We start from the raw sequence: 19066 nt of genomic DNA on the forward strand, positions 1-19066 counted from the left end.
CCATGCCCGGCGTCGCGCATCTTGCGCCAGGCCATGCTGCTGGCTCGCTCAAGGCTCGAGCGCGAACACCTTGGCTTGCCTGCGTTCAAACGAACCGAGCAGCGCGCTGGTGAAGTTCCACTCGGACGTGTCCGGCTCGCGCACGTGGGGCGAACGCGAAAACGCTGGTGTCAACGGTAAACCAGCACGGGGATCTTGCTGTGGGTCAGCACCTTCTGTGTTTCGCTGCCGAGCAGCACACCCTGCACGCCGCGCCTTCCATGAGACGCCATCACGATCAGGTCACAGCCCCTGTCTTCGGCAGTCTTGATGATGGCTTCGTACGGGTGATCGTCGACCAGAAAGGTCGTCGCACAAGTCACACCAGCCTCGGCTGCCTCCAGCGCGATCCTTTCCAGATACTTCTTTGCTGCTTCCCCAATCTCTTCCGCGAACAGCTCCCGGCTGTCCGTCAGCATTTCGGTGTGATAGGCGAACAGGTGGTACTTGGGCCCGACTCGCAGCGCAGTGATCCGCGCTTCCATTTCCTGCGCCAACAGGAGCGCATTGTGGAATGCCGCGTCGGACAGGGGGGAACCGTCAACCGCCAGCAGAAGGTGCGTAAACATACTGCTCTCCTTGTACCCCGCTTCGGGGCTCATGGAGCCGGTTGCGTTTTCGCGCCGGAAGGCGTGCGATGGCAAGGCGACAATCGAAAGCGCAAGGCCCCATTGGTTGCCTCCAGTCGCCCGCCTCCTGAAGTGAGTATAGGTGCCGAAGGCCGCACGTCAAACGACCCGAACACGCGCTTGCAGGACGCCTTGCTCTGCGCCACAGTTGTTCTATCGGATCAGGCTGGAGACGATGATGAGAAACCGGCTCGCCACAGAAACCTCGCCTTACCTCCGACAACACGCGGACAATCCAGTCGACTGGTATCCCTGGAGCGAAGCGGCCTTTTGCCGTGCGCGCGACGAAGACAAGCCGGTTCTGCTTTCCGTCGGCTACGCCGCGTGCCACTGGTGCCACGTCATGGCACACGAATCGTTCGAGAACTCCCGGATCGCCGGCCTGTTGAATGAACGTTTCATCAGCATCAAGGTAGATCGGCAGGAGCGTCCCGACATCGACGACGTTTACCAGAAAGTCCCCCTGATGATGGGGCAGGGCGGCGGCTGGCCGCTGACGGTGTTCCTGACCCCGCAAGGCGAACCGTTCTTCGGCGGCACCTACTTCCCGCCCGATGACCGCTACGGCCGGCCAGGGTTCGTGCGGCTGCTGCTGAGCCTGAGCGATGCCTGGACGCATCGCCGCGACGAACTGCACGACATGGTCAAGCAGTTTCAGTCGGAGTTCAGACGGCTCGACCAGGCGGACCTGCGCCGTGAAGCCGCTGAAGTCGAGGACCTGCCCGCAGAGACAGCTCGCGCCCTGGCACGAGGCACCGACCCGGTCCATGGTGGATTTGGCGGCGCCCCCAAGTTTCCCAACGCGAGCGGCTACGACCTCGTGCTGCGGATCTATCACCGTACCGGTGAACCCGCGCTGCTTGAAGCGCTGGAGCGCACGCTCGACAGCATGGCGGCGGGGGGCATCCATGACCAGCTCGGTGGCGGCTTTGCGCGCTACAGCGTCGACGAACGCTGGGGCGTGCCCCACTTCGAAAAGATGCTCTATGACAACGGCCAGCTCGTCGCGCTCTACGCCAACGCCTATCGCCTGACTGGCAAGCCATCCTGGCGCCGTGTCTTTGAGAACACCATCGCGTACATTCTGCGCGACATGACGCATCCCGATGGCGGCTTTTACGCTGGCGAAGATGCCGATAGCGAAGGGGCGGAAGGCCGGTTTTATGTCTGGACGCCGGCCGAGGTGAAGGCGGTCCTGGGCGATTCCGAGGGCGCGCGGGCTTGCCTGGCCTACGGCGTGACCGATCGCGGGAACTTCGAACACGGTACATCGGTGCTCCACCGTGCTGCCGCGCTGGACGCATTGGACGAGGCGCGCCTCGAAGACTGGCGCGAGCGGCTCCTGGCGGCGCGTACCCAACGCGCGCGCCCTGGCCGTGACGACAACATTCTCACGGGCTGGAACGGCCTCATGATCCAGGGACTCTGTGCGGCTTACCAAGCGACGGGCGCCGTTGCGTACCTCGCTGCCGCGAGGCGTGCCGCCAGCGCTATCGAGGAAAAACTCACCATGCCGGACGGTGGCGTGTACCGGGCCTGGAAGGACGGGGTAGCCAAGGTGCCTGGGTTCCTCGAAGACTATGCCTTCCTGGCCAACGCGCTGATCGACCTCTACGAGTCCTGCTTCGACAAGCGATACCTGGATCGCGCGGTCGAACTCGTGGCGCTCATCCTCGACAAGTTCCGCGAGGACGGACTGTTTTTCACGCCCCGCGATGGCGAGCCATTGGTGCATAGGCCCCGGGCGCCGCACGACAGCGCCTGGCCGTCAGGCATATCAACCAGCGTGTTCGCCTTCCTGCGCCTGCATGCGCTCACCGGCCTCGATTTCTATCGTGACATCGCCGAGCAAGAATTCGACAGATACCGGGCCGCCGCCGCCGCGGCCCCGGCCGGCTTCCCACACCTGCTGGCCGCCCGGGATTTCGCGCAGCGCGGCCCGTTCGAGATCATTTTTGCTGGCGACAAGGCGGCGGCAGCGGCTCTCGTGGAAAGCGTTCACCGCGCGTACCTGCCGGCACGCGTCCTGGCATTTGCCGAAGACGTCCCGAACGGCCGGGGGCGGCACCCCGTCAAGGGCCGGCCGGCAGCCTACGTATGCCGGCATCGCACCTGTGCAACGCCGGTTACGAGTGGCAAGGCGCTGCTTGAACGCTGCGCGGAAGGCGCAGACGCGAAGCACCCCGTGCGTGCGCAAGCAGGGAGGCCATTGTGAAACCAGCGACGCTCCTGCTGCACATGTTGATTCCGGCAATCGCGCTGGCGGTGGCGTCCGCCGGCGTCCGCGCCGCCGATGATTTTGCGTCGCTCCGGACTCTGATGGTCAAGGAAATCGCAGCGCTATCGGTTCATACCGGCGCCGAAACGGGCAGGCATGCCTTTGATGCGCGCGTCATGGCGGCCATGGAGAAGGTGCCCCGCCACCAGTTTGTTCCACCGGAGCAGGAGGGCAACGCATATGAGAACCGCCCGCTGCCCATCGGCTACGGCCAGACCATCTCGCAGCCTTACATCGTTGCCCTGATGACCGACCTGATGAGGGTCAAGCCCACCGACGTCGTGCTGGAAATCGGCACCGGCTCCGGCTACCAGGCGGCGATCCTCGCAGAGCTGGCGCGAGCGGTCTATACGATCGAAATCATCGAGCCGCTGGGGGCACAGGCGCAGGAACGCTTGAAACGCCTCGCATACACGCAAGTGAAGACCAAGGTGGGCGACGGCTACTACGGCTGGGAGGACAACGCACTCTATGACGCCATCATCGTCACCGCAGCTGCAAGTCATGTTCCGCCCCCGCTCATCCGGCAACTGAAACCCGGCGGCAGGATGGTGGTCCCGGTGGGCGCCCAGTTCCTGACCCAGTACTTGCTGCTGATCGAGAAAGCGGGGGACGGCACGATTTCCACCAAACAGATCTTGCCTGTCAGGTTCGTGCCGTTGGTCGGTGGGCGCTGATGTCGTCACGCCATCATGCTCTCCCCGCCGCTCTTCGCCCTTTCCCTGCTTTCCGCATCCGCGCTTGGCTACGAAATCCTGCTGATGCGCCTGCTCTCCATCATCCAATGGCACCACTTCGCCTACATGATGATCAGTGTCGCCCTGCTGGGCTACGGCGCGGCCGGTGCGATCGTGGCCCTGATGCAGCGCACGATCACGCCGAGGTTTGCAGCGGTGTTCGTGACCGGCGCACTGTTGTTCGGCGTTTCTGCGATCGCTTGTTTCGCGCTCGCCCAGCGCGTCGCATTCAATCCTCTGGAGATCTTGTGGGAACCGCGGCAGGCGCTGCGTTTGCTGTTGATCTATCTGCTCCTGTTCGTTCCCTTTTTCTGCGCTGCGACGTGTGTCTGTCTCACCTTCACGCGGTTCCATCATCAGGTCCACCGCATCTACAGCTTTGACATTCTGGGAGCCGGGATAGGCTGCATTGCCATCATCGTTGCCCTATTTGGCTTGACGCCTGTGAATGCGCTCCGCCTTGTGGGCAGCGCGGGTCTGGCGGCGGCCGCGCTGGCAAGCATCGAGTGCCATTGGCATCGGCGCTGGTTGCCGGTACTGCTTGTGGCCGCAGCGGTCATTGTGCCGGCTAGCCTGCCAGGCGACTGGATCGCACTGCGGCCCTCCGACTACAAGGAATTGAGTCAGACCCTGCGCATCAAGGGCGCACGGGTGGCCGCCGAAAGCTCAAGCCCATTGGGTCTCATCACGGTGGTGGAAAACGCTTCGATCCCTTTCCGGCATGCACCCGGGCTGAGCCTCAACGCGGCCCTGGAACCGCCGCCACAGCTGGGCGTGTTTACGGATGGTGACGGGCTCTCCGCGCTCAATCGCTATGACGGGCGGCGAAAGCCACTTGGCTATCTGGACTACCTCACCTCCGCGCTTCCCTATCACCTGCTGGAGCGCCCCCGGGTCCTGATACTTGGAAGCGGCGCCGGGGCCGATGTGTTGCAGGCGATTTACCACCAGGCGGGCGCCATCGACGCGGTAGAGTTGAATCCGCAGGTGATCGACTTGGTGCAGGACCGCTTTGCCGGCTTCTCCGGCAAGCCCTACAGCGCGCCCAACGTCCGTGTCTTCGTGGGCGAAGCGCGCGGCTTCATGGCTGGTCGCGGCGAACACTACGACCTTATCCAGGTCGCGCTGCTGGATTCGTTTGGCGCCTCGTCGGCCGGCCTCTACGCGCTTTCCGAGAGCTATCTGTACACGGTGGAAGCGTTCCAGGACTACCTCCGCCATCTCAATCCCGGTGGCCTGCTGGCAATCACGCGCTGGGTCACGCTACCGCCGCGCGATATCCCCAAATTATTCGGCACCGCGCTGATCGCGATGGAACGCAACGGCGTGTCGCAGCCGTCGCGCCGGCTCGCGCTGATTCGTGGCTGGAAGACGGCAACGCTGGTGGTCAAGAACGGGGACATCAGCGGTGCGGAAATCGCCGCCTTGCACGAATTCTGCCGTGCCCGTTCGTTCGACGTCGACTACTACTCCGGCATGGCGGCCGCGGAGGCAAACCAGTACAACCTGCTCGAGGAACCGTATTTCTTCGACGCGGCGCAAGCCTTGCAGGGCACCGATCGCGACGGATTCTGGGCGCGCTACAAGTTCGATGTCCGGCCCGCCACCGACGATAAGCCGTACTTCTTCCACTTCTTCAAATGGCGCTCGCTACCCGAACTCCTCGCCCTGAAGGCGCAAGGAAGCCTGCCATTGCTGGAGTGGGGCTATCCCGTGCTGGTCGCGACGCTGCTTCAGGCCGTACTCGCAACCCTGGTATTGATCGTCCTTCCGCTCTGGGTGATAAGACGCCGTCCCGGGCTGGTTCATGAGCCGTCGCCGCCGGCGACATCCCTTGCCGGCGATGGCACAGAAGCAAAGGGCCTGTCGGGCCGGCGCGTCGTGCTCTACTTCCTGGCGGTCGGCGCCGCCTTCATGTTCGTCGAGATCGCGTTTATTCAGAAGTTCATCCTGTTTTTGAGTCACCCGCTCTATACGGTGGCGGTGGTGTTATGCGCCTTCCTGTCGTTTGCCGGACTGGGAAGCCGATACTCACAGCGCCTGCAAGCGGGTGGCCCGCCTTCACGCGGCCCCACGCCGGATCCGGGCCGGAGGACGGGGCGGTGGTACCCGCTCGGGTGGGTCGTTTGCGCGATCTGTCTTATCTCGCTGCTCTACCTGGCGATCCTGCCAACCTTGTTTCGGCTGCTGATTTCCCTCCCGGACCCGGCCAGGATCGCCATCTCCGCATTGCTGGTCGCGCCGCTCGCGTTCGCGATGGGAATGCCGTTTCCGCTGGGACTCGGGCGCGTTGCCTCCCGCGTTGAACCGCTCGTGCCATGGGCCTGGGGCATCAACGCCTGTGCTTCGGTGGTGGCTGCAGTCCTGGCCACGCTGTTAGCAATCCATCTTGGCTTTACCGCGGTGGTGCTGATAGCGCTTTTGCTGTATCTCGCGGCGGCATTCATTTGTCCATAAACCTCGGGCGTCACACGAGAGACTGATGCACGCTCACGCCGATCCTGCTCGTGGGACTGTTCGGCGCCCGCTCTTCCATGGTGATGCGTGCTGACGCCTGCCGTCTGGCGCTTCATGCCGACATGGGACATTTCGGCAGTGGTCCGATCTGGCTGGCATTTTCAACATGCCGCCGAATCGCGTGTTTCGAGCGCCCAAAAGCAAAACCCCTCCCGATCTTGCGATCGGGAGGGGTTTTTGTTGTGGCCCGTTGCCAGGCGCCAACGAATATGGTGGCGAATCAGGGATTCGAACCCCGGACCTGCGGATTATGATTCCGTCGCTCTAACCGACTGAGCTAATTCGCCAAAGATTTTGCGTGTTTCTGTAGGGAACCAAGACCCGTTGCTGCCTTGCCCCCCTGAGCGGCGAATGTTGCCGAAGACGGAAGCTTTTGTCAACAAGCCACGTCATGTCTAAAGACGCTCGACAAGAAGTCTACGCCCCGGAGGGGACGCGCATCGGTGCGATTCGAGAGACGTTTCCACACGGCCTCGACCCTGAGCGGGCTTTGAGCTTTCTCGAAAGCGGACACTAAAGGCGAGTGCTTCCCGATGGCGGCCTTCACCGCCTTCTTGACCCTTAGCCCTAACTGGCTGTAGCCGCCACATTTGCCCGCGCCGAGTGCAATTTTTTGTAGCTGTCAATCAAGCGGTGGTGCCTGTCGAGCCCCTCCAATTTCATGCTGGTTGGCGTCAAACCAAAGAAACGCACGCTGCCGTCCACTGAACCCAGCACTGCGTCCATCCGCGCATTGCCATACATCCGACGGAAGTTGACCGCGTAGTCGTCCAGGTTCAGGTCGTCATCCAACAGCACCTCCAGCACCACATTCAATGCCTGGTAAAACAGTCCGCGCTCGACCGTGTTGTCGTTGTACTGCAAGAAGGCGCCCACCAGCTCGTGCGCCGCTTCAAATTGCTGCAAGGCGAGATGAATGAGCAGCTTCAACTCCAAAACTGTCAGCTGCCCCCAATCCGTATTCTCGTCAAATTCGATGCCGATCAGCGTGGCGATGTCGGCGTATTCATCGAGCTCACTGTTATCCAGACGCTCAAGCAGGGCCTCCAGGCTTGCGTCGTCCAGGCAATGCAAGTTCAAGATATCTGCGCGGAACGACAGTGCCTTGTTGGTGTTATCCCAGATCAAATCTTCTACAGGATAGACTTCCGAATAGCCCGGAACCAAAATCCGGCAAGCTACGGCGCCTAGCTGGTCATACACCGCCATGTACACCTCTTTGCCCATGTCCTCAAGAATGCCGAGCAAGGTTGCTGCTTCCTCGGCATTGGAGTTCTCGCCCTGGGCAGAAAAATCCCACTCGACAAAATCGAAATTCGCCTTGGCGCTGAAAAAGCGCCACGACACCACGCCGCTGGAATCAATGAAGTGCTCAACAAAATTGTTCGGCTCAGTCACGGCGTTACTGACAAAGGTGGGCTGTGGCAAATCGTTCAGGCCTTCAAAACTGCGACCCTGTAGCAATTCTGTCAGACTCCGTTCCAGCGCCACCTCGAGGCTTGGGTGCGCGCCGAATGAAGCAAAGACACCGCCGGTTCGTGGGTTCATCAAGGTGACGCACATCACCGGATAAATTCCACCCAACGAAGCATCCTTCACCAATATCGGAAAACCTTGCTCTTCTAGCCCCTGAATGCCAGCCAGAATGCCTGGGTATTTCGCCAGCACTTCATGGGGCACATCAGGCAATGCCATTTCGCCCTCCAGAATTTCGCGCTTTACCGCCCGTTCGAAAATCTCGGACAAGCATTGCACTTGGGCTTCGGCCAGTGTATTACCGGCACTCATGCCATTGCTGGCGTAGAGGTTTTCGACCAGGTTGGAGGGAAAATACACCACTTCGCCGTCCGACTGCCGTACAAACGGCAGCGAACAAATACCGCGCTGCACATTTCCCGAGTTGGTTTCATACAGGTGCGAGCCACGTAACTCGCCATCGGGATTGTAAATGGGCAGGCAGTATTCATCGAGAATTTCAGCCGGTAGCGCATCTTTGCGTCCAGGCTTGAACCAGCGCTCGTTCGGATAATGTAAGAACGCCCCATTGGCGAGGTCTTCGCCCCAAAACGTACCGGCATAAAAATGGTTGCAATTCAGACGTTCGATAAACTCTCCCAACGCCGACGCCAACGCGCTTTCCTTGGTCGCACCCTTGCCATTGGTAAAACACATTGACGAGTGTGCATCACGGATATGCAGCGACCAGACATTGGGAACGATATTACGCCATGAAGCGATTTCAATCTTCATCCCCAAGTCCGCCAAAATGCCCGACATATTGGCGATGGTTTGCTCCAATGGCAGATCCTTGCCCGCAATATAGGTGCTGGCTCCAGACGCCGGCTTCAGCGCCAGCAACGACTGAGCATCGGCATCCAAGTTCTCTACCTCTTCGATCACAAACTCGGGTCCGGCTTGCACCACTTTTTTTACCGTACAGCGATCGATGGAGCGCAAAATACCCTGGCGGTCTTTGGCGGAAATATCCGCCGGCAACTCAACTTGAATCTTGAAAATCTGCTGATATCGGTTTTCCGGATCAACAATATTATTCTGCGACAGGCGGATGTTATCGGTCGGAATGTCGCGAGTTACGCAGTACAACTTAACAAAATAAGCCGCACACAATGCCGACGAGGCCAGAAAATAATCGAACGGACCCGGCGCGGAGCCATCGCCTTTATAGCGGACAGGCTGGTCGGCTATCACCGTGAAGTCATCGAACTTGGCTTCAAGACGTAGCTTATCGAGAAAGTTGACCTTAATTTCCATGGGGGTAATTCCAAAATGGTGCTCAAAATGATGCGACCGCTATTATCCGACGCCGCGCTGGTGCATTGTAATATATCGATGCTTTCTACAAGCGCCGTCGCATACGGATAATTTGACAGGCGAACGCAATTTGCGCAGGACGTGGCTGGAACGTCACGCCATGGCGATATTCTGGGCAGCGCCAGGGGGGGCGGCACAGGCTGCGTAGCGTGCTGCCCACTTGGAGGTGCCTTATTAGTCGTTGGGACGGAATGTGATGATGAGGCTAACCGGCCCTTTGCCGTTCTCATCGCGCGGGAACGGGTCGGAACTCTCCAACACGCGCAGCGCGGCGTTGTCTCAGCACGAGCCGGCTGCATCCGCGCCACCTGCCAGCGCCTCCTGGCGGGCGATTTCGGAACGACGTTGTGCACTGGTGGCCGCATTGCCCACGTCGCCACCGATCAGACTGCAGACAGCCTTGAGCCTATTCGCGCCATGCGTTCCAAGTATCGTCGGGCTCGCCATGCGTTGGCGTTAGTCGCCGGCAGCTGGCGCGCCGGTCCGCACGATTGCTGAAGTCCTTGGCGAACGTCCGCGCTTCGCCTCCCATGCAACGCCCGCCGCCCGCCAGCGGTAAATCTCAGGCGAAGACCTTCTGCTCTGCGGCAGCCTGCTCGCGCATGCGACGCGCTTCGTCGCGCAGAAACTGCTGGTAATCGTCCAGATCGCCGTCGAAGGGCTCGACGCCGCCCTTGGTGACCAGCCAGAACTCGTCGCATACGGCGCGCAGCAGGGCCCGGTCGTGACTGACCAGCATCACCGTGCCTTCGAATTCGTTGAGCGCCATGGCTAGCGCTTCGCGTGTGGCCAGGTCGAGGTGGTTGGTAGGCTCGTCGAGCAGCAGCAGGTTGGGACGCTGCCACACGATCATGCACAACACGAGCCGCGCCTTTTCGCCGCCGCTCATCGTGCCAACCGCCTGATGGACCATGTCGCCGCTGAAGCTGAATGTGCCGAGGAAGGTGCGAAGCGATTGTTCGGTGCCACTCTGGCCAGGGGCGCGCATGTGCGCCGGCGTCTCTTTGGCAAGGCGGATCATGTGTTCCAGCGGCGTGTCGAGCGGGCGCAGCACGTCGAGTTCCTGCTGTGCGAAGTAGCCGATGTTCAGGCCTTTGCCTTCGCTGATTTCACCGGCAATCGGCGCCAGCGCGTGCGCCACCGTCTTCACCAGCGTGGACTTGCCTTGGCCGTTGGCACCGAGAATGCCGATGCGCTGCCCTGCCAGCACGGAACGGTTGATGCCCCGCACGATGACCGTGGGCGGCGTGCCCGGCAGTGCGCCGGCCGGCGCGGGGTAGCCGAAGCTCGCGTCCAGCATCGACAACAGCGGGTTCGGGACGTTGAGGGGCTCCTTGAACTCGAAGTTGAACTCCGCATCGGCAAGCACCGGTGCGATCTTCTCCATGCGTTCGAGCGCCTTGACCCGGCTCTGCGCCTGCTTCGCCTTCGAGGCCTTGGCCTTGAAACGGTCGATGAATTTCTGCAGGTGGGCGATCTTTTCCACCTGCTTGGCCATCGCGGCCTGCTGCAACACGAGCTGCTCAGCGCGCATGTCTTCGAACTTGCTGTAGTTGCCGCCATAACGCACGAGCTTGGCGTTGTCGACGTGCACCGTCACCTGCGTCACCGCGTCGAGGAATTCGCGGTCGTGGCTGATCATTACCAGGGTTCCTTGATAGCGCTTGAGCCAGGCTTCCAGCCAGACCAGCGCGTCGAGGTCGAGGTGATTGGTCGGCTCGTCGAGCAGCAGCAGGTCGGACGGGCACATGAGCGCGCGCGCCAGCTGCAGTCGCATGCGCCAGCCGCCGGAGAAACTGTTGACCGGCTGGCTAAGCTGCTCAGCACTGAAGCCAAGGCCGAGGATCAGCGCTTGGGCACGTGCGGGGGCATCGTGTGCACCGGCGTCGTGCAGGGCCATGTAGGCGTGCGCCATGCGCATGCCGTCGTCGCTGGCCTCGGCGGCGGCTACTTCGGCCTGCGCGGCCAGCAGCCCGGTGTCACCCTCGACTACGAAGTCGGTCGCGCTCTGCTCGGTCTCCGGCATCTCCTGCGCGACCTGGCCCATCTTCCATGCGGCGGGAATCGAGAACTCGCCGCTGTCTTCGTGCAGCGTGCCGTTGAGAAGGCCGAAGAAGGATGACTTGCCGGCGCCATTGCGGCCGACAAGACCAATCTTTTCTCCGGGGGTGAAAGTGACGGACGCGCGGTCGAGTACGACATTGACGCCGCGGCGCAGCGTGACATTACGGACGGAAATCATAAGGAGCCACTTCGGAGAGGATCAGCATGATAGCCGACCGGACGCGCAGGGCTGTCTCTTTTCTGAGCCGCTTGCGCTTTGCGGCGCCCACCGGCCACAAAGCAAGGCAGGCCCTGGCGCACCGGGCGTACCGGCTGCGGGGCCGGCGAACATAGCGGTGAATGACGGCTCTTGGACTGAGGATTCAACCGGTCGATGCAACGGATTGATGGAATCGTTCAGCCGGTGTATCGAAGTTCAGAGTCTTCCGTGGACGTTCATTGAGTCGCATCGAGCCAAACGGCGGCTCATCGGCTACAAATTAAGCCGCATTTGCGCGTCCCGGATTGATGCAGTGTGGGGCGCGGCGACCTTCCGTCTGTTCTGAATCTGATGCTTATCGATCTATTCCTCGAAGATGGGAAGCGGCCATACCCGAGGTAGCCAGTGAAATCGATTGTCCGGCACTGGCTCATATGCAGCGTCATCTGCGATTGAAACGTATCCGTCAGCAGAGCCCATGTTGACTTTGGAATACTGCTGCGTCAGCTCGTCGCTCGCCAGTGGCACGAGTTGCGCTAGTGGTACAGCAAGCTTGCGCTTGTTCCATCGTATGCACATGAAGGCTTCAGTCTCGCACACTTCCTCCGGCGCTATTGCGATCACCTGAGCCCGGTCGCCGGGGCTGAGCGGTGAGGTTGGCGATCTCTTGCGAACCTCAGCTTCAAACGGAATGGTGAGTTGCTCCTCGAGGTAGTCGTACCATGCCATAGACCGCTCCTCTGAGTTGTAGGCGTCGACGACCACCTCCATCTCGATTCGCTGTTCGCGGTCCGGCTCGATCTTGCGTTTAGACATGTTTGTCGTACAGATGTTGATGGAAGGCTGGAAGCTCAGAGGTCGACGACCTTGTGCAGAAGTGCAAACGAGACACGCCAGTGGCCTCATCGGGATTGCACTGCACAGAAGCAGTCTTCTGGCTGATGCGTACGATGGTGCCGATGCGCTCGTGCAAGTGCTGATCCGTGAAGGCCACCGTGTCACCAACCATGAAGTCAGCACGTTGCGCACGGGGCGGGGATGGAGAGGTTTGCGGTGACGGTTGGGCCGCAGCGGTGGCATCGGCGATGACCGCGGCATAGGGCAAGGCCCAGCGCCGGCGCGTGGCGGTGTCCTCGACCACGGCCTGCGTCTGCCGCAGCTCGAGGATACGGCCCTGCCGCAGCGGCTGGATGAGATCGTCGGCGACGTAGCTGGCGGTCATGCCGATATGCAGGTGCCGGCGGCTCTCCAGGATCCGGGGTAGCACTTGGAGAGGGAGGGCTGGATATCGGCGTCGATGAGGAGGACGCGCAGACCCATATCGGCGAGCAGACCGCCGAGGGAGGCGGCGAGCGTGGTCTTGCCGACCCCGCCCTTGGTGGACAACATGCAGAACTTGATCATTGCTGGCGCTCCGAAAGTGAAAACTTCGGGAGGGCCAAAAGCAAAGCCCCTTCAGGTCTGAGGCCTGAAGGGGCTGGCAAGTACTGATTTCCTACAGAAATACTGGTGGCGAATCAGGGATTCGAACCCCGGACCTGCGGATTATGATTCCGTCGCTCTAACCGACTGAGCTAATTCGCCAACGAAGACCGCTATTATACATGTGGATTTGGACCTGTCAACACCCTCTCCTAAAAACTTTGTGGGGGTGCAAGGCGCCTTCGCCGCGCCCAAAAAAAAACCGGCGGACCTTGTGGCCCGCCGGGTGGAGCGACTGATTACCGGATCAGTCGTGCATGAGCTCGTTGCCCTGGATGCCAGGATCAGTCGTTGGCGTAGATGTTCACATCCTTGGTTTCGCGGATGAACAGCGAGCCGATGACCAGGGTGATGCCAGCGATGATGATCGGGTACCAGAGCCCGTAGTAGATGTTGCCGTTCTGGGCCACCAGGGCAAACGAGATGGTGGGCAGCAGGCCGCCGAACCAGCCATTGCCGATGTGATACGGCAGCGACATCGAGGTGTAGCGGATCCGGGTCGGGAACATTTCCACCAGCATGGCCGCGATCGGGCCGTACACCATGGTCACGTAGATCACCAGGATGACGAGGATCACCAGCACCATGATGGTGTTCATCTGCGCGGGGTCCGCCTTGGTCGGGTAGCCGGCCGAGGCCATCGATTCGCCCACCTGCTTCTTGAACGCGGCGATCTGTTTCTTGCTGGCGTCGTCGAAGCTGTGGCCCGCCGGTACCAGTGCGGCGTTGAAGGAGGCAATCTCCTTGTCGCCGATCTTCACCGATGCCACCGTGCCGGCCGGGGCTTCCACGACTTCATAGCTGGCAGAGGCTTGTGCCAGGGTCCGCTTGACGATGTCGCAGGAGCTGCGGAAATCGATTTCGCGGGCGATCGGGCTGCCCTGGAAGGAGCATTGCTTCGGATCAGCGGTCACCACGATCTGGGCGCTTTGCTGCGCGCGTTCCAGCGCCGGGTTGGCGTAGTGGGTGAGGGCCTTGAACAGCGGGAAGTAGGTCAGCATCGCCAGCGCGCAGCCGGCCATGATGATCCACTTGCGGCCAACCTTGTCCGACAGCGAGCCGAAGAAGATGAAGAAGGGCGTGCCGATCACCAGGGCGCCCGCGATCAGCAGGTTGGCGGTGGTGGCGTCGACCTTCAGCACCTGGGTCAGGAAGAACAGCGAGTAGAACTGGCCCGTGTACCAGACCACGGCCTGGCCGGCGGTCAGGCCCACCAGCGCCAGGATCACGATCTTCAGGTTGCGCCACTGGCCGAACGACTCGGTCAGCGGTGCCTTGGAGGTCTTGCCCTCGGCCTTCATTTTCTGGAAGGCGGGCGATTCGCTCATCGACAGGCGGATATACACCGATACGCCGAGCAGCAGGATCGAAACGAGGAACGGAATGCGCCAGCCCCATACGTCGAAGTTCGGACCGGTCAGGTTGCGGCACACCAGGATCACGATCAGCGACAGGAACAGGCCGAGCGTGGCGGTGGTCTGGATCCAGGCCGTGTACGCGCCGCGCTTGCCGTGCGGCGCGTGCTCGGCCACATAGGTGGCAGCACCGCCGTACTCGCCGCCGAGCGCGAGGCCCTGTAGCATGCGCAGCCCGATCAGGATGATCGGGGCGGCCCAGCCAATGGTGTTGAAGCCCGGCAACAGGCCCACGATGAAGGTCGAGACCCCCATGATCAGGATTGTCACCAGGAAGGTGTACTTGCGCCCGATCATGTCACCCAGGCGGCCGAATACCAGCGCGCCGAACGGGCGCACGATAAAGCCAGCGGCAAAGGCGAGCAGCGCGAAGATGAAGGCCGCGGTCGGATCCAGCCCGGCGAAGAACTGCTTGGCGATGATGGCCGCCAGCGAACCGTAAAGGTAAAAGTCGTACCACTCGAACACCGTGCCGAGCGAGGAGGCAAAAATCACCTTCCTCTCTTCGGCGGTCATTGCCGAGCTCTGGGCGCTGCTTCCGGGCACCGCCACGTTCTGTGCATTAGCCATTGTCTCCTCCGTTTGTGATCGGAATCTTTCGGGGCCGCATGCGCGCTCCAGCTCTAGCACGCACGATTACCTCCGAAGTTGCAATGGATTGTGGGTGGTGAAACTTACTGCGTTCTGACAATTTCCGCGCCGTACGCCGCAAAGTGCTCGGGGTATACGCTAGGCAAAAAACGGGCTTGGCATTGCTGCGCCGCGACGCGCGCGGCCGCGGAAAATCGCACCGGAACCAGTGTTAAGGGGCGCGTCTGTATTTCTTGCTATGCAGCATCGTCATGCTGCCGGGCGGGCGCGCCACCGTTGTCGGCATCTTCGTCATTGTCGCGGTTCATGCGCCAGGCATATAGCGCCGCCATCAGGACGTAGACGACCAGCGCCCCCTGCGCGCCGACCCAGAAGGAGAAGGGCCAGCCGAAGAAATCGAAGCGCAGCTCGCGGGCGAACCAGGCCACGCCGAAGGTGACCACGAACCAGATCGACAGCAGCACGGCGATCCAGCGCAGGTTGCGATGCCAGGCGCGCCGTTCGGACTGGTCGGCCTGGTCGCGCCCGCCGCGTGTGTGATCGGGATCGTTCATGCTGGCTCCAGGATGGAGGGCCGGCGCAGCGTAATGCGGAAGCAGGCGCCGGCCAGGCGCGGCTCCGTCTGGTAGACGTGGTCGAGAATGCTGACGTCGCCGCCATGCTGCTGCACGATCTCTCGCACGATGGCCAGGCCCAGGCCACTGCCCTGGGTCTTGGTGCCGAGTACGCGGTAGAACCGCTCCATCACGCGCTCGCGTTCGGACACCGGGATGCCGGGCCCGGTGTCTTCCACTTCGAGATACGCGAAAGGCTCGAATGCATCGGCGCTGACCCGCACGGTAGCGTGGCCATCCGCGGGCGTGTAGCGGATGGCGTTGTCGATCAGGTTGTTGAGCATCTCCGTCAGCATCAGGCGGTTGCCTTGCACCATCACGGGGTGGTCGTCGGCATCCACGCCCAGATCGATGCGGCGCGCCCAGGCCTGCGGCAACCAGTCCTTGACCACTTCGCGCGCCAGGGCGGCCAGATCAAGCGGCGCCATGTTGCCCGCGCCGGCCAGGTTTTCCATGCGTGCCAGCGACAGCAGCTGCGTCACCATGTGGGCGGCGCGCTCCGAGCTGCCGGCGATCTGCGCCAGCGATTTGCGCAGTTCCTCCGGCGACTGTTCGCGCTGCGCCAGTTCCGCCTGCATGCGCAGCCCGGCCAGCGGCGTTTTCATCTGGTGGGCGGCATCGGCGATAAAGCGCTTTTGCGTCTGCACGGAAACGTCGAGCCGCGCCAGCAGGTCGTTGAACGAGGCCACCAGCGGCGTGATTTCCTGCGGTGCGGCGTGTTCGTCGATGGGGCTGGTGTCACCGGGATTGCGTGCGCGGATGCGCTGCTGGATCGCGGTCAGCGGGGCCAGCCCGCGCGTCAGGCCGAACCACACCAGCACCACCGCCAGCGGCAGGATCACGAACTGCGGCAGGATCACGCCCTTGATGATTTCGTTGGCCAGGCGCGCGCGCTTGTCGAGGGTTTCGCCAACCTGCACCAACACCGGCTGCGCGTCGCCGCCCTGCTCGAGATCGACATAGGTGTAGGCCACGCGCACGTCGTTGCCCGCGATGCGGTCGTCGCGCAGCGAGACCAGCCCGGCATGGCCGCGGTCGTCTTCGCCTGGCAGCGGCATGTCGTTGTCGCCGGCGACGAATTCGCCATGCGTGCCCACCACCTGGTAGTAGATATTGTCGGTTTCATCGGCGCGCAGGATCTCGCGCGCGGACAGCGGCAGTTGCAGCGTGACGCGCCCGTTGACCTCGCGCACCTGCTGCGAGAGCACAATGGCGCTGGCTTCCAGCGAGCGGTCGAAAGGGCCGTTGGCGATCGATTTTGCCACCAGGTAAGTCACCGCAATGCTCATCGGCCACAGCAGGAGCAGCGGCGCCAGCATCCAGTCCAGGATCTCGCCGAACAGCGAGCGCGGCGACGGGTGGCCGGCGCTGTCTTCAAGGTGTGGCAGGGCCCCGGCCAGCGCTTCGTCGCTGACGATCTCGTCAGGCGCGGAGGGAGGAGGGGCGGCGCGCGCGGGCCGCTGGCGCCGCCGGGGCAGTCGCAGCAGGCTCATTGGGAAAAGGTGTGGCAGGGCCTGGCGGCGTGGCCGGCAGGCAATGAAGCAAGGATGGCGCGGGTTCTGTTGCTGATTCCGATTCTAATGGCGACTCCTAGTCGTGCGCCACGGCGGCCTGGAATTTCTCCAGGCAGTAGCCCAGCCCGCGTACCGTGGCAATGCGGATGCCACCCACCTCGATCTTCTTGCGCAGCCGGTGCACGTAGACTTCGATGGCGTTGTTGCTGACTTCCTCGCCCCATTCGCACAGGTGGTCGACCAGCTGCTCCTTCGACACCAGCCGCCCGGTGCGGGTGAGCAGGATCTCCAGCAATCCCACTTCGCGCGCCGAGAGATCCAGCATCTGATCGTTCAGGTAGGCGATGCGGCCGACCTGGTCGAAGGCGAGCGGGCCGTGGTGGGTCAGCGTGGCGCCGCCGCCCGTGCCGCGCCGCACCAGCGCGCGCACCCGCGCTTCCAGCTCCGAGAGCGCGAAGGGCTTGGCCATGTAGTCGTCGGCGCCCAGGTCCAGGCCCTTGACACGTTCGTCAACGCCATCGGCCGCGGTCAGGATCAGCACCGGCAGCATGGCGCCGCGCGTGCGCAGCCGCTTGAGCACTTCCAGCCCCGGCATGCGCGGCAGGCCGAGATCGAGGATCAGCAGGTCGAAGGTCTGGGTCGACAGCGCGGAATCGGCTTCGACCCCGCTGGCCACATGGTCGACGGCATAGCCCGAGTGACGTAGCGAGCGCGTCAGGCCATCTGCCAGCACATCGTCATCTTCGGCGATCAGAATACGCATGGTTGTCTCCACCCTGGCCCGGCTGTGTCGCCCCTTTCCATCAAATGACGCGGGCGGGACTTGCCAAGCATACTGTTTTTTTATACAGTACCCGCTTATGCCGGTCGCATTCGATTTGTCTCCGATGCAAACCGGGCTTTACCGAATTTGTACTGGTTTTTTACCGAACGTTCGCCCCAATGTTTGCCCCTGCTGCCAGGTTCATCGTCATCAGGAGTTCGCGGCGCGGCGCGGGCTGGGCGGTTGCCCGAAAAAAGCGGGTGGCGCGCCACATGCGGCCTATTTATACACCATTGACGGAAGGACGACCATGGATGACGGCAAGAAGGCGAGTGCTGGCGTAAGCGCCGAAAAGCAGAAGGCGCTGGCGGCCGCGCTGGCCCAGATCGAGAAGCAGTTCGGCAAGGGCTCGATCATGAAAATGGGCGATGCCGAAGTCGAGCAGGATATCCAGGTCGTGTCCACCGGCTCGCTGGGCCTGGACATCGCGCTGGGCGTTGGCGGCCTGCCGCGCGGCCGCGTGGTGGAAATCTACGGTCCGGAATCCTCGGGCAAGACCACCCTGACGCTGCAGGTCGTGGCCGAGATGCAGAAGCTGGGCGGCACCTGCGCCTTTATCGACGCCGAGCATGCGCTCGACGTCAACTACGCCAGCAAGCTGGGCGTGGCGGTTGGCGATCTGCTGATCTCCCAGCCGGACACCGGCGAGCAGGCCCTGGAAATCACCGATGCGCTGGTGCGCTCGGGCTCGGTCGACCTGATCGTGATCGACTCGGTGGCGGCCCTGGTGCCCAAGGCCGAAATCGAAGGCGAGATGGGCGATTCGCTGCCTGGCCTGCAGGCCCGCCTGATGAGCCAGGCGTTGCGCAAGCTGACCGGCACCATCAAGCGCACCAACTGCCTGGTGATCTTCATCAACCAGATCCGCATGAAGATCGGCGTGATGTTCGGTTCGCCCGAAACCACCACCGGCGGCAATGCGCTGAAGTTCTACGCCTCGGTGCGCCTGGATATCCGCCGCATCGGCTCGATCAAGAAGGGCGACGAGGTGATCGGCAACGAAACCAAGGTCAAGGTGGTCAAGAACAAGGTCTCGCCGCCGTTCCGCGAAGCCTTCTTCGACATCCTGTATGGCCAGGGCATCTCGCGCCAGGGCGAAATCATCGACCTGGGCGTGGACGCCAAGATCGTCGAGAAGTCCGGCGCCTGGTACAGCTACAAGGGCGAGAAGATCGGCCAGGGCAAGGACAACGCGCGTGAATACCTGCGCGAAAATCCCGATATCGCCGACGAGATCGAAAACAAGGTGCGCGAATCGCTGGGCGTGGTGCTGATGAATGGCACGCCGGCCGCCGCTGTGGCCACCGCCGAAGACTGAGCTTCGCCGGCCGG

General features: G+C 62.2%; 14 protein-coding genes, 2 tRNA genes and 1 pseudogene. 4 read left to right on the forward strand and 13 right to left on the reverse strand.

The features are described 5' to 3' along the window. Positions 1–48: 48 nt before the first annotated feature. Both AC1DS6_RS24070 and AC1DS6_RS24075 read right to left on the reverse strand, forming a co-directional pair. Entirely contained in the window at positions 49–174 is a 126-nt protein-coding gene (locus AC1DS6_RS24070) for a hypothetical protein (RefSeq protein ID WP_441629270.1), read from the reverse strand. Next, complete coding sequence (locus tag AC1DS6_RS24075; protein ID WP_441629272.1) at positions 171–608, reverse strand: universal stress protein; 438 nt, start codon at positions 606–608, stop codon at positions 171–173. Before AC1DS6_RS24075 ends, AC1DS6_RS24070 begins: the two co-directional genes overlap by 4 nt. A gap of 238 nt (positions 609–846) precedes the next feature. Between AC1DS6_RS24075 and AC1DS6_RS24080 the strand changes: the two genes are divergently transcribed. Genes AC1DS6_RS24080 through AC1DS6_RS24090 form a run of 3 tightly spaced genes read left to right on the forward strand, consistent with a single transcriptional unit; the run spans position 847 to position 6140 of the window. Then, positions 847–2883, forward strand: a complete 2037-nt coding sequence (locus AC1DS6_RS24080; protein ID WP_477103316.1) for a thioredoxin domain-containing protein — start codon at positions 847–849, stop codon at positions 2881–2883. A 23-nt stretch (positions 2884–2906) separates the two neighbouring features. After that, on the forward strand, positions 2907–3623 hold the full coding sequence (locus tag AC1DS6_RS24085; protein ID WP_441629328.1) for a protein-L-isoaspartate(D-aspartate) O-methyltransferase: 717 nt from the start codon (positions 2907–2909) through the stop codon (positions 3621–3623). A 15-nt stretch (positions 3624–3638) separates the two neighbouring features. Beyond that, positions 3639–6140, forward strand: coding sequence for a spermidine synthase (locus AC1DS6_RS24090; RefSeq protein ID WP_441629274.1), 2502 nt, complete (start codon positions 3639–3641; stop codon positions 6138–6140). Positions 6141–6410: 270 nt separating this feature from the next. Here the strand turns inward: AC1DS6_RS24090 and AC1DS6_RS24095 are convergent. The 11 genes and pseudogenes from AC1DS6_RS24095 to AC1DS6_RS24145 all read right to left on the reverse strand — a co-directional run bounded on the left by AC1DS6_RS24095 (position 6411) and on the right by AC1DS6_RS24145 (position 17674). Beyond that, positions 6411–6487: transfer RNA gene (locus AC1DS6_RS24095), tRNA-Met, on the reverse strand. A 280-nt stretch (positions 6488–6767) separates the two neighbouring features. Further along, on the reverse strand, positions 6768–8972 hold the full coding sequence (locus AC1DS6_RS24100) for an OsmC domain/YcaO domain-containing protein (protein WP_477103307.1): 2205 nt from the start codon (positions 8970–8972) through the stop codon (positions 6768–6770). Positions 8973–9594: 622 nt separating this feature from the next. After that, positions 9595–11274: an ABC-F family ATP-binding cassette domain-containing protein gene (locus AC1DS6_RS24105; RefSeq protein ID WP_441629278.1), complete on the reverse strand. Its 1680-nt coding sequence runs from the start codon at positions 11272–11274 to the stop codon at positions 9595–9597. Between the two features lie 384 nt (positions 11275–11658). Beyond that, positions 11659–12111, reverse strand: coding sequence for a calcium-binding protein (locus AC1DS6_RS24110; RefSeq protein ID WP_477103308.1), 453 nt, complete (start codon positions 12109–12111; stop codon positions 11659–11661). Further along, entirely contained in the window at positions 12104–12517 is a 414-nt protein-coding gene (locus AC1DS6_RS24115; RefSeq protein ID WP_477103309.1) for a hypothetical protein, read from the reverse strand. Before AC1DS6_RS24115 ends, AC1DS6_RS24110 begins: the two co-directional genes overlap by 8 nt. Before the next feature lie 20 nt (positions 12518–12537). Then, a pseudogene (locus tag AC1DS6_RS24120) lies at positions 12538–12699 on the reverse strand (ParA family protein); the annotation flags it as partial. Positions 12700–12802: 103 nt separating this feature from the next. Beyond that, positions 12803–12879 (reverse strand) — tRNA-Met (locus tag AC1DS6_RS24125). A gap of 182 nt (positions 12880–13061) precedes the next feature. Then, a complete protein-coding gene (locus AC1DS6_RS24130; RefSeq protein ID WP_477103310.1) occupies positions 13062–14762 on the reverse strand; it encodes an MFS transporter in 1701 nt (566 codons plus the stop codon). 257 nt (positions 14763–15019) lie between these two features. Continuing rightward, entirely contained in the window at positions 15020–15337 is a 318-nt protein-coding gene (locus tag AC1DS6_RS24135; protein ID WP_441629286.1) for a DUF4212 domain-containing protein, read from the reverse strand. Further along, a complete protein-coding gene (locus AC1DS6_RS24140; protein ID WP_477103311.1) occupies positions 15334–16890 on the reverse strand; it encodes a sensor histidine kinase N-terminal domain-containing protein in 1557 nt (518 codons plus the stop codon). The genes AC1DS6_RS24135 and AC1DS6_RS24140 overlap by 4 nt, the downstream gene beginning before the upstream one ends. 97 nt (positions 16891–16987) lie before the next feature. Next, positions 16988–17674 carry a response regulator gene (locus AC1DS6_RS24145; RefSeq protein WP_035869333.1) on the reverse strand — a complete coding sequence of 229 codons (687 nt, stop codon included), beginning with the start codon at positions 17672–17674 and terminating at the stop codon, positions 16988–16990. 310 nt (positions 17675–17984) lie between these two features. On the opposite strand from AC1DS6_RS24145, the gene recA reads away from it, so the two are divergent. Next, positions 17985–19052, forward strand: coding sequence for a recombinase RecA (gene recA, locus AC1DS6_RS24150; protein WP_045237253.1), 1068 nt, complete (start codon positions 17985–17987; stop codon positions 19050–19052). Positions 19053–19066: the final 14 nt, after the last annotated feature.

This window comes from Cupriavidus sp. 05L310 (assembly GCF_056398185.1).